Here is an 11679-nt window from a genome sequence, read left to right on the forward strand (position 1 = left end):
CACGGGGTTTGAATTTCATTATCGCGCAATGGTCTTTGCGACGCGCGGCGATCATCGGCACCCTCGCCGTGCTCGCCCTGGTCCTGATCATTTTCGCGAGCCTGCCGCTGGCCGTTTCGAGCGGTGTGGTGCGCGACCGCCTGGAACGTGACATCGGCGCGTGGGCGGGGCATGCGGTTTCGCTTGGCGATGCCCCCTCGCTCGATTTCTGGCCGACGCCGACCATCAAGCTCGACAATGTGGAAATCAGGCCGTCGACATTCTCCGGTGGCGACCCGATCCTGCGCGCCGACAGCATTGTTGCCAATTTCAACCTGTTCTCGGCGGTGCTGGGCGCGCCCAGCTTCTCGCAGTTCAAGCTGATCCGGCCGACCTTCAATGTCGAACTATACCCGGACTCAACCTCGAACTGGTCCTCCTCGTCCGGTCAGCTTGCCAAGGGCATTGCAGCCGCAGTTGCCCGCGACCTCGCAATCCAGGCCGGCGACGAAATCCCGGCTTCCGCAACCATACCGGAATCAGCGGCGCTCGGCGCAGTGACGATTGAAGACGGCACCGTCAGATGGATCCGCGATCCCGGCGCGCAAGCCGAAAAGCTTACCGCCATCAACGGCACGCTGGCCTGGACCGCGCCAACGGCGGTTGCCCGGGCCAATCTGGTGGCGATTTTCCGCGGCGAGCAACTGACGCTGAGTGGGTCGACCACGCTGCCGCTGCTTCTGCTTGGCCGGCGCCTGGCGCCGGTCGAGCTCAAGGTATCCTCCTCGCCGCTGAATCTGAATTTCACCGGATCGGCAAGTCTGGGTCCCAATATGTTCGTCTCGGGCGCGCTGGAGCTGAAAAGCCCGTCGGTGCGGCGGGCGCTTGAATGGTCGCGCGCCGACATCAAGCCGGGCGAGGCGCTGGGCGCGCTGGAACTGTCGGCCAAGATCACCGCCGGGCCGACCAAGGCCAAGCTCGATGACCTGATCGTGATGATTGACAAGAACCGCGGCATCGGCGTGCTGGATGTCTCGCTCGACGATGAGGCGCCGCCGCTGGTTGCGGGCACGCTGGCGTTCAACACCCTTGATATCATGTCCTTCCTGCAGGCGTTCACGCCGCTTCCGGTTAACGGCAAGGACATTGCCTCGATCATCGACACGCGCTTCCTGCACGAAATCGGACTTGATTTGCGGCTGTCGGCCCAGTCGGCGAGCCTCGGACCGGTGGCGCTTTCCAACCTGGCCGCGGCAGCGCGGGTCGAGCAGGGCCGCGCCAATTTCGATATCGGCGACGCCACCGCCTATGGCGGCAGCCTTCTCGGCCGCATCGCGCTTTCGGAGAAGGGAATCGAGGGCGGGGTGAAGATGCAGATGTCGGCGCGCGAGATGGATATCGGCAGCCTTTTCGACGCGATGGGCCTGACTGGCCCGTTGCCGCGCGGCGTTGGTTCCCTCGATCTTGAAGTGACATCGCCCTACCCGACCTGGGCGACTGCGCTGTCCGATCTGACCGGGAAGCTTGACCTGTCCCTGGGCAAGGGCGTCGTGCCCGGCCTGAATATCCAGAAATTCCGCGAACTGGCCAAAACCGAGCGGTTCTTCGATCTCGATCAGCTGGGTGAGGGTGCCGGTTTCCCGTTCCAGTCCGCGCGCTTCGAAGCGAGCATCGCTGCCGGCGAGGCCGACCTGAAAACCGCCGAACTGATCGGCGCCAAACAGATGTTTTCGCTGTCAGGCGTCATTCCCTATTCGCGCTCCAGCCTGGCGATAGCCGGCGTTCTGGGGCCAATACCGGCCACGGAAGCAACCCCCGTCGCGACCGATGCTGTGCCTGAAACGCTCAAGTTCTTTGTCGGCGGTTCCTGGCCGCAACCAGTGATCTCGCCGGTGACGCCGTGATGCGTGCAACGGCTCATCATGACTTCACCTGAAGGCGACATGCATCATTGCAAGCGACGTTGTACAAACACATGAGAAAAGACCCTGCTTGCGAATTAGCGCGGATTTGGCGACACTCCGCCAAACCCGGTGCTCCGAACCGGCGGCGGGCCTTGTCGAACCTGGAAGCCAATGAGGGCGCACCATGCTGCGGGTGATTTCAGCACTAGTGAAAATCGGACTGGCCTCGCTGATTACCGGCGCGGTGCTGTCAGCTCTCAACCTGTCGGCCGCCGAACTGCTCGCCGAGATCGGCCTGACGCCGGAGCGGGTGTTTGCGGCCCTGCAGGAGGGCGCTGCCTGGGCGATCCCGAACATCGTGCTGGGCTCGATGGTGATCGTGCCGATCTGGTTTGTCACCTACCTGCTGCGGCCCCCCAGAAACTGACAGGTTTCAGGCCGGCATCCTGGCTCAGTGATTGGCGAACGCCGCCTGTTCATCGCGCTGACGCCTGACATCGCGGCTCTTGTTCATGATCGAGGCTATGATGACGCCGATCGAGACAGCGCCGATGAGCAGCGTACATACCGCATTGATTTCCGGTGTCACCCCAAGCCGCACCTGGGAGTAGATCTTCATCGGCAGCGTGGTTGCGCCCGGCCCCGAGGTGAAACTGGCGATCACCAGATCATCGAGCGACAGCGTGAACGCCAGCATCCATCCCGAGATCACCGCCGGCAGGATCACCGGCAGGGTGATCTGCATGAAGGTGGTGACAGGCCCTGCCCCCAGATCCATCGCCGCCTCTTCGAGCGAGCGGTCGAAACTCATCAGACGCGATTGCACCACCACCGCGACAAAGCACATCGAGAAGGTGATGTGGGCCAGCGTCACGGTCCAGAACCCGCGGGGGAAATTTACCGCCACGAACAGCAGCAGCAATGACAGGCCGGTGATCACCTCGGGCATCACCAGCGGCGCGAAGACCATGCCGGAGAACAGGATGCGCCCGTTGAACCGGGTGTAGCGGGTCAGTGTCAGAGCCGCCATCGTGCCGAGCACTGTGGCGATGCTGGCGGAGACCAGTCCGACGCGGACTGTTACCCAGGCCGCATCCATCAGCCCCTGATTGTTGAACAGCTCGACATACCATTTGGTGGAAAAGCCGGTCCAGACCGTCACCAGCCGGGATTCGTTGAACGAGTAGATCACCAGAAGCACGATCGGCAGATAGAGAAAGGCAAAGCCGAAGACCACCGAGGCGATGTTGAAGCGGGACCAGTTTGGGCTCATCGGTTCGACCTCATTGTCCGCTTTCCTGGGATTTGGCCTGCGCCTGCTGGAACAGCATGATGGGCACGACCAGAATCAGCAGCAGCAGCACCGCCACGGCCGAGGACACCGGCCAGTCCCGGTTGTTGAAGAACTCGCTCCACAGCGTCTTGCCGATCATCAGCGTACGCGAGCCGCCGAGCAGATCGGGGATGACGAACTCGCCGACCGCCGGGATGAACACCAGCAGGCAGCCGGCAGCGATGCCGGGGATGGCAAGCGGAAAGGTGATCTTCCAGAACGCCGTGATCGGCGGGCAACCGAGATCCTGCGCCGCCTCGATCAGTGTGTAGTCCATCTTCTCGAGCGCCGAGTAGATCGGCAGCACCATGAACGGCAGGTAGGAATAGACGATGCCGATATAGACCGCGATGTTGGTGTTGAGAATGATCAGCGGCTCGTCGATCACCCCGATCAGCAGCAGGAACTGATTGAGCAGGCCTTCGGGTTTCAGAATGCCTATCCAGGCATAGACCCGGATCAGGAAGCTGGTCCAGAACGGCAGGATGACCAGCATCAGCAGCGTCGGACGCAGTGAGGCCGGTGCGCGCGCCATGCCGTAGGCCAGCGGAAAGCCGATCAGCAGGGTCAGCACCGTCGAGACGAAGGCGATGATGATCGAGGAGATATAGGCGTTGATGTAGAGTGAATCCTGCGTCAGCCAGAGATAGTTGGAAAAACTGAACTGCCTGAAGGCATCGACGAGGCCGGAAAATCCGTCAGCCAGATCGAGTGTCGGCGCATAGGGCGGCATCGACATCACCGGTTCGGAAAACGAGATTTTCAGAACGATGAGGAACGGCACCAGGAAAAAAATCAGCAGCCAGGCATAGGGAACGATGATGACAAGGCGGCGGGTGATGGCGGAAATGAGCTTCATCGCAGTCCCCTCAATTGCTCAGCACAATGCCGCTGTCCGCATCGAAGCAAATCCAGATCTCTTCGTCGTAGCCGACGGGGTCTTCAACGGTGCGCACGGCGTTGAGCAGCGAGGCCTTGACCACTTCTCCGCTCTTGAGCTTGACGTGAAACACGGTCATGTCGCCGAGATATCCGATATCCCAGATTTCGCCTGAGACGGCGTTGATCCCGCCCTCGGGCCTGGTGCGGGAAACGCGCAGCTTTTCCGGCCTGATGGCGAAACTGGCTTTCTCGCCCGGTTTCACCGCCACCGGCGACGTGGCACGGATGACCATGCCGTCGGGTGTTTCGATATCGACCACGCCGCCATTGGCGCCGGTCACTTCGCCGCGAAAGATGTTGATGTCGCCGATGAAGCGGGCGACGAATTCCGAATTCGGCGCTTCATAGGTTTCCACCGGCGTGCCGATCTGCACAATGCGGCCGAGATCCATCACCGCGATCCGGTCGGCCATGGTCATCGCCTCTTCCTGGTCGTGGGTGACGACGACGAAGGTCAGGCCCAGTTCCTGTTGCAGATCCATCAGTTCAAACTGGGTTTCCTCGCGCAGCTTCTTGTCGAGCGCGCCGAGCGGCTCGTCAAGCAACAGCACCTTGGGACGCTTGGCAATCGAGCGAGCAAGCGCCACGCGCTGGCGCTGTCCGCCGGAAAGCTGGTGCGGCTTGCGCTTGCCGAACTGGTCGAGCTTGACCAGCTTGAGCATGTTGTTGACGCGGTCGTCGATTTCGGATTTGGCCATGCCGTCCTGCTTGAGGCCGAAGGCGATGTTTTTTTCCACGCTCATATGCGGAAACAGCGCATAGGACTGGAACATCATGTTGACCGGGCGGCTGTAGGGCGGAACGCCGGAGAGGTTCTCGCCATCGAGCAGGATCTGGCCGCTGGTTGGATTTTCGAATCCGGCCAGCATGCGCAGCAAGGTCGACTTGCCACAACCCGAGCCGCCGAGAAGGGCAAAAAATTCGCGTTGAAAGATATGCAGTGTCAGGTCTTTGACGGCGGTGAAATCGCCAAATTTCTTGGTTATGTTTTCAAAAGCGATATAGGGGCGCTGGTTCGGATCATTCCATGGTTCAAAACTGCGCCGGATGCTTCCCAGAGATTTCATGACCAACTGCCCCCTTGATCAAGACCAATGAAAACCCCCGGCCCGTTGCCGGGTCGGGGGTGAAGGTTTTGGGTTACTGCCCCGTGACAACCTTGGTCCAGGTCCGGGTCATGACGCGCTGGGTGCGCTGATCCTTGGGTGAAGTGGAGTAGAGCCGCCCGATGGTTTCCTCATCAGGATAGATGGCGGTGTCGCCGATCACGTCCTCGTTGAGGAACTCCTTGGAAGCCACATTGCCATTGGCGTAGTAGACATAGTTGGACGCCTTTGCGGCAACTTCCGGCTTCATGATGTAGTTGAGGAATTCATGGGCTTCTTCAACGTGAGTGGCATCGCCGGGGATCGCCATGTTGTCGAACCACATCAAGGCGCCTTCCTTGGGAATGATATACTCGATGGTCACGCCCTGATCGGCCTCCGCGGCACGGTCGCGCGCCTGCAGCACATCACCGGACCAGCCGACAGCCAGGCAGATGTCGCCATTGGCCAGCGCGTTGATGTATTCGGATGAATGGAACTTCTTCACGCTCGGGCGCACCGAGAGCAGCAGTTCCTCGGCCTTGGCCAGATCGTCGGGCGCATTGGAATCCGGGTCCAGTCCAAGATAGTTCAAGGCCGCGGGCAGCAGTTCATCGGCGGTATCAAGCATGTAGACACCGCAGTCGGCCAGTTTGCCGACGGTCTCCGGATCAAACACCAGGCTCCAGGAATTGAGCGGCATATCGCCCAGCCGTTCCTTGACCTTGTCGACATTGATGCCAAGCCCGGTGGTGCCCCACATGTAGTTGATGGCGTACTCGTTGCCGGGATCGTATTTTTCCAGCCGCGACATGATGGCCGGATCCATGTTCTCCAGATTGGGGAGCTTGGACTTGTCCAGCTTCTGGAACACGCCGGCGGTGATCTGCCGGGCAAGAAAAGTGCCGGTCGGTACGACGATATCGTAACCGGTGGAACCGGCGAGCAATTTGGTTTCCAGCACTTCGTTGGAATCGAAAACGTCGTAAACGACCTTGATGCCGGTTTCCTTGGTGAAATCCTCGAGAATGGATTCATCAATGTAATCGGACCAATTGTAGATGTTGACGACGCGTTCCTGTGCGGTTGCGAGCACTGTCGATGCGGCAAGCATGACGGCTGCAGAAAATAGGCGGGTCTTCAGAGACATACGTGTTCCTCTCGTTTTCTGATCTGGACACCGGCAAGGCTGCAGAGCCGCTGCGGTGGACGACCGCGCCCCCGCCTTTTGGCGGCAGGGTCCGGCGGATATCGTAACTTTAGGAGGAATCTCATCTTGCACAAGAGGCCCACAAGTCATTTCCTGAATATGCTACGGGCAAAATGTTGCGACCCACTGAGGCAGTTCCGTCACCCGGCTATTCTCGCTTCACCCCATGCCCCTCAATCACCGCCCTGTTCACTGGAAATCAAAGGCGGAAAGACCGGTTACCATCTCGTCGAGCCCCAGCGGCCGGGTAATCGGCGGTTCGGCGCGGGCCAGGCAGCCGGAGCGTTCGCACAGGCGGCAGGCCGGCCCGACGGCAATGGTGACGGGATGTGGCATTTTGCCGCCAGCCATCGGCAAGGCGCCGCCATAGACGAGTTCGTCGCGGAACCCGATGTCGCAGCCCAGCAGGATGGCGGTGCGGCGCGGCCGTTCGGAGAACGCGCCCTGCGGCCCTTCAAGAGTGCGCGAGATGGTGAGGAATTCGGCGCCGCCGGGCAGGTCCACCGCTTCGACCAGAATCTGTGAGGGCTGCGAAAACGCCGCATGGATCGACAGTTTCGGGCAATTGCCGCCAAATCGCTGCTGCGGAAAGCCCTGCGCGCCGGCGCGGCGGAAACGGTGACCGGCGACATCGACCTCCAGCATGAAGAACGGCACGCCCTCAAGGCTGGGCCGGCACAGCGATGTGACCCGGTTGGCGGCCTGTTCGAACGACACGCCGAAGCGGGACTTGAGCACGTCGATGTCATAGCGCGCCCGCTGGGCTGCGGCGTGGAACGGCTGATAGGGCATCATCAGCGCGTGGGCGGCATAGCGGGCCAGTTCGAACCGGGCAATGCGGCGCGCCTCGTCGCTCGACAGCTTGAGCGCGTTGATGCCGGCGGCAATGGCGACATTCATGCGGATCAGCGAAGCTTCCATGGCGACCTCGCGCAACTGATCGAACGGCGACAGCCGCTCGGACAGGAACAGCCGCTGCGAATGGCGGTCATAGCGGCGGCGCCAGTTGGGCATGGTGGCAACAGGAAGCGAGCGGACCACAACGCCATGCTCGGACCGGAGCCAGGCCTTGAGCGCACCCATCAGGTCGTCGCCCGGCTTGAGCAGATGATGGAAGGCTTCGGCTTCCTCTTCCAGCGCCGGATGGTGATTGGGACGGGACTCGAGAACTTCGCGGACCTCGTCCATCGGCAGCCGCGCGCCTGACAGCGCCGGGCTGTGGCCATCACGGGCAAGCATGGCCGACAGATCCGACAGGCGCTCGGCCTGCTCGCGGTAAGCGCGATGCAGCTTCAGTATCGCGGCGCCGGCATTGGGCGCGGCCTCGGCGATCTCGATCACTTCCTGATCGCCGGGCAATTCGCCGACGAGCAGCGGGTCGGCGAACACCTCCTTGAGGCTGGCGAGCGTGGTGCCGCCGCCTTCGCCCTGCAACTCCTCGGCATCGACCTTGTAGACCGAGGAAAGCTTGAGGATCAATTGCACCGTCAGCGGCCGCTGGTTGCGCTCGATCAGATTGAGATAGGACGGTGAAATGCCGAGCGCCTCGGCCATCGCCGTCTGGGTCAGGCCCTTGGCATTGCGGATGCGGCGGATGCGGGGTCCGGCAAAAATTTTCTGATCAGCCATGGCACCATCTTTACAAAAATTGACAGGAGTTGACCACAATCCGGCACATTGTTGTTTTTACAATTTTGACAAATTTACAACTCGGTTTTGTCAAAGGCAAGACAGCTTTACCTGATTTTCAGACCTGAAAAGCCGATTATTCTCGGCTTTATGTGCACCGCAATGTAAATCCAGTGACATCAAAGGCGGACAGAACGCTCCCAAGCCGGTTCGCTCAAAGCCAACATACCTTGACCGGAGAGAAGTCATGACTGATTTTTACAACCTCGTTCCGACTGCACCTGAAGGCCGCTATGACGGCGTTGAACGGCCCTACAGCCCGGAAGACGTGCAGAAGCTGCGCGGCTCGGTCAACATCAAGTACAGCCTCGCCGAAATGGGCGCCAACCGGTTGTGGAAGCTGATCCACGAGGAAGACTTCGTCAATTCGCTGGGTGCGATGACCGGCAACCAGGCTATGCAGCAGGTTCGCGCGGGCCTCAAGGCGATCTATCTCTCGGGCTGGCAGGTTGCCGCTGATTCCAACACCGCCTCGTCGATGTATCCCGACCAGTCGCTGTATCCTGCCAACGCGGCACCCGAACTGGCCAAGCGGATCAACCGCACCCTGCAGCGCGCCGACCAGATCGAAGCCGCGGAAGGCAACGGGCTTTCGGTCGACACCTGGTTCGCCCCGATCGTTGCCGACGCGGAAGCCGGTTTCGGCGGACCGCTGAACGCATTCGAAATCATGAAGGCCTTCATCGAAGCCGGCGTTGCAGGCGTTCATTATGAAGACCAGCTGGCGTCTGAAAAGAAATGCGGCCATCTCGGCGGCAAGGTCCTGATCCCGACGGCAGCACATATCCGCAACCTCAATGCTGCGCGGCTTGCCGCCGACGTGATGGGTACGCCGACGCTGGTCATCGCCCGCACCGATGCTGAAGCTGCCAAGCTGCTGACTTCGGACATTGACGAGCGCGATCGCGAATTCGTCGACTACGATGCCGGCCGCACCATTGAGGGTTTTTACAACATCAAGAACGGCCTCGACTCCTGCATTGCCCGCGCCGTGTCCTATGCACCGCATTGCGACCTGATCTGGTGCGAGACATCCAAGCCTGATCTGGAGCAGGCCCGCAAGTTCGCCGAGGGCGTGCACAAGCACCATCCGGGCAAGCTGCTGGCCTACAACTGCTCGCCGTCGTTCAACTGGAAGAAGCATCTCGACGATGCGACCATCGCCAAGTTCCAGCGCGAACTGGGCGCCATGGGCTACAAGTTCCAGTTCATCACGCTGGCCGGTTTCCACCAGCTCAACCACGGCATGTTCGAACTGGCCCGCGGCTACAAGGACCGGCAGATGTCGGCCTATTCCGAGCTGCAGGAAGCGGAATTCGCCTCCGAGGCAGACGGCTACACCGCCACCAAGCACCAGCGCGAAGTCGGCACCGGCTATTTCGACGCCGTGTCGATGGCCATCACCGGCGGCAAGTCGTCGACCACCGCGATGGGCGAATCCACAGAATCAGCCCAGTTCCGCCCGGCTGCTGAATAACCACAACTTTTCCCCACCCGTTCCGGCGGGTTGGGGCTCCGGACGACCCTTCACAAACCCCGATAGAGGAGAAATGCAATGACAGCCCAGACCCGAGTCAAGGAACGCGCGGAAGAGCAGTCTTCCGCAATGGATGCCGACCAGCAGGCCGCAATCCGCAGCCTCGCCAACGACCTGCACCGTCTCAACCATTCGGTCATGAAGGCCGTGGATGCCGGTGTCTCGGTGGAGCTGGTCCGCTCCGCCCGCCACCATGGCGGCAACGGCAATTGGGGCGATTTGCTGATCCCGGTGATCGTGACGCAAAGCCGGTAATTCGGGCCGGTAGTTCGGGCCGCCAGTTCCGGTCCAGCGGTTCCGGGAAGCCCTGTTGCCGGAAATTGCCGACAGGCAAACAGGCCCCGTCGCGGTTGAGACCGCGGCGGGGTTTTTTGATGGCCCGCGCTCAGGCAGCGGCGAGCAGACGCCGGCCGCGGGCGGCGTCGGTGAGCCGCATTGCGCTAAAGGCGAGCACTGCGGCCAGTGCGATGGCCGCGACCATCGGCAGCGGCGTGCCGTCGAAAAACGGTCCGGCCAGCATGGTCATGACGCCGCCGGCGAGCATCTGCAGCATGCCGCCCAACGAGGAGGCGAGACCGGCGATGTCGCCGTGATCGTCGAGCGCCATCACCATGGCGGTGGGGATGACCAGACCGAGGCAGGCATTGGCGCAAATCAGCATGGCCACCAGCAGGATGAAGTGATCAATGCCGAACCAGACCAGCGCCAACAGCGCCAGGGTGACGGCGAGGAAGCCGCTGACCGCCCAGGTGACGACACGCGTGGCGCCGAATTTTTCGCCCAGCGTGGCGGCCAGTTGCGAGGCCGAGAAGAAGCCCGCGGCATTGGCGGCGAAAGCCAGGCTGAAGCCGGTCGGCGTCAGGCCGTAATGGCCGGTGTAGACGAAGGAGGCGCTGGCCAGAAACACGAAGAAACTGGCCATGCCGAAGCCGCCGACAAAGGTCAGCCCCATGAACACCGGATCGCGCAGCAGCGTGCCGACGCCGCTGAGCAGGGCCGCCAGCCGCACCGGAACGCGGTATTCGGGATGCAGCGTTTCGGGCTGCAGGAGAACGGTGATCGCGATGCTGAAGCCCGCGGCAACAGCCAGCATGGCGAAGATGGCGCGCCAGCCGGAGATGGCGATGATGCCCGAGCCGGCCAAGGGCGCCAGCATCGGCGAGACCGAGATGATCAGCATCACCAGCGCCATCAGCCGCGTGGCCTGGGCGCCGGTGTGCAGATCGCGGATGATGGCGCGCGGGATCACCATGGCCGCGGCACCGCCGAGCGCCTGGACCACGCGGGCAGCGATCAGCCAGTTCATGTCGGGCGCCAGCGCACAGCCGATGGAGCCGGCGAGAAACAGCGTCAGGCCGGCGATCAGCGGCGGCTTGCGGCCCACCATGTCGGCAACCGGGCCATAGACCATCTGCGCCAGCCCGAAGGCGATGAAATAGGCGGTGATGGTGAGTTGCGCGCCGGCCATGGTGCCGCCGAGGCTGTCGGCGATTTGCGGCAGCGACGGCAGGAACATGTCGATGGCGAGCGGACCGGTGGCGCTGACCAGGCCTAGCACCACGGCGGAACGGAGGAAGGGCGACATTGGTGATACCTCATGAAATACGAACACCGGCATCGGTGCGGCGCGACCGGATGCGTCGTCATCGTGCTATCTGAACTGGCTGACAGAAAGTGACAGCATGCGCAATACCATACGGCCTGGCGCACCTTGCCGGCATGGCCGTATCATTTGTTTGACAGCGCTGTAGGCCGGTTTTGCCGCTCCGCCCAGACAAACCTGCATGAGGAATGCACGTTTGGGCGGCAGCTGTTGCGCGCGGGTAACTGTTGCGGCGCTGCGGCAAGGGGGAAGCGTGAATGCTACGCCTCGGAACGTCCGCCGGAGGTCCGGTTGCGGTCGTAGCGCCGCATGCCGGCAAACGGCGGCAGCCAGGCTTCGCGGCGCACGGTCCAGAGCTCATAGGTTGGCGTGAAGCGGTCGGGCTCATCAAGCGCGC

10 protein-coding genes and 1 pseudogene are annotated in these 11679 nt (G+C 61.9%); 4 read left to right on the forward strand and 7 right to left on the reverse strand.

What is annotated here, in order from left to right:
- Positions 1–8: 8 nt before the first annotated feature.
- Positions 9–1883, forward strand: a complete 1875-nt coding sequence (locus tag ABJN75_RS04030) for an AsmA-like C-terminal region-containing protein (RefSeq protein ID WP_348437092.1) — start codon at positions 9–11, stop codon at positions 1881–1883.
- 184 nt (positions 1884–2067) lie between these two features.
- On the forward strand, positions 2068–2310 hold the full coding sequence (locus tag ABJN75_RS04035) for a DUF6460 domain-containing protein (protein ID WP_348437094.1): 243 nt from the start codon (positions 2068–2070) through the stop codon (positions 2308–2310).
- Positions 2311–2334: 24 nt separating this feature from the next.
- On the opposite strand, the gene ABJN75_RS04040 is transcribed toward ABJN75_RS04035, so the two are convergent.
- The 5 genes from ABJN75_RS04040 to ABJN75_RS04060 form a co-directional block, all read right to left on the reverse strand.
- The gene (locus ABJN75_RS04040; RefSeq protein WP_348437096.1) at positions 2335–3156 is read right to left on the reverse strand and encodes an ABC transporter permease; all 822 of its coding nucleotides are present in this window, start codon (positions 3154–3156) and stop codon (positions 2335–2337) included.
- Between the two features lie 10 nt (positions 3157–3166).
- On the reverse strand, positions 3167–4075 hold the full coding sequence (locus ABJN75_RS04045; RefSeq protein ID WP_348437098.1) for an ABC transporter permease subunit: 909 nt from the start codon (positions 4073–4075) through the stop codon (positions 3167–3169).
- Between the two features lie 10 nt (positions 4076–4085).
- Positions 4086–5225 (reverse strand): ABC transporter ATP-binding protein, encoded by a 1140-nt coding sequence (locus ABJN75_RS04050; protein WP_348437100.1) that lies wholly within the window; start codon positions 5223–5225, stop codon positions 4086–4088.
- Positions 5226–5298: 73 nt separating this feature from the next.
- Complete coding sequence (locus ABJN75_RS04055; RefSeq protein WP_348437102.1) at positions 5299–6393, reverse strand: polyamine ABC transporter substrate-binding protein; 1095 nt, start codon at positions 6391–6393, stop codon at positions 5299–5301.
- A gap of 249 nt (positions 6394–6642) precedes the next feature.
- Entirely contained in the window at positions 6643–8082 is a 1440-nt protein-coding gene (locus tag ABJN75_RS04060; RefSeq protein ID WP_348437104.1) for an XRE family transcriptional regulator, read from the reverse strand.
- Between the two features lie 247 nt (positions 8083–8329).
- Between ABJN75_RS04060 and aceA the strand changes: the two genes are divergently transcribed.
- Together aceA and ABJN75_RS04070 are read left to right on the forward strand one after the other, a co-directional pair.
- Positions 8330–9619: an isocitrate lyase gene (aceA, locus tag ABJN75_RS04065; protein WP_348437106.1), complete on the forward strand. Its 1290-nt coding sequence runs from the start codon at positions 8330–8332 to the stop codon at positions 9617–9619.
- 78 nt (positions 9620–9697) lie between these two features.
- Positions 9698–9934, forward strand: a complete 237-nt coding sequence (locus ABJN75_RS04070) for a hypothetical protein (protein WP_348437108.1) — start codon at positions 9698–9700, stop codon at positions 9932–9934.
- A 130-nt stretch (positions 9935–10064) separates the two neighbouring features.
- On the opposite strand, the gene ABJN75_RS04075 is transcribed toward ABJN75_RS04070, so the two are convergent.
- Both ABJN75_RS04075 and ABJN75_RS04080 read right to left on the reverse strand, forming a co-directional pair.
- Positions 10065–11264, reverse strand: a complete 1200-nt coding sequence (locus ABJN75_RS04075; protein ID WP_348437110.1) for a multidrug effflux MFS transporter — start codon at positions 11262–11264, stop codon at positions 10065–10067.
- 278 nt (positions 11265–11542) lie between these two features.
- Positions 11543–11679, reverse strand: a pseudogene (locus tag ABJN75_RS04080) (GFA family protein); the annotation flags it as partial.

The sequence above is a fragment of the Hoeflea sp. genome (genome assembly GCF_039975035.1).
GTDB lineage: Bacteria > Pseudomonadota > Alphaproteobacteria > Rhizobiales > Rhizobiaceae > Hoeflea.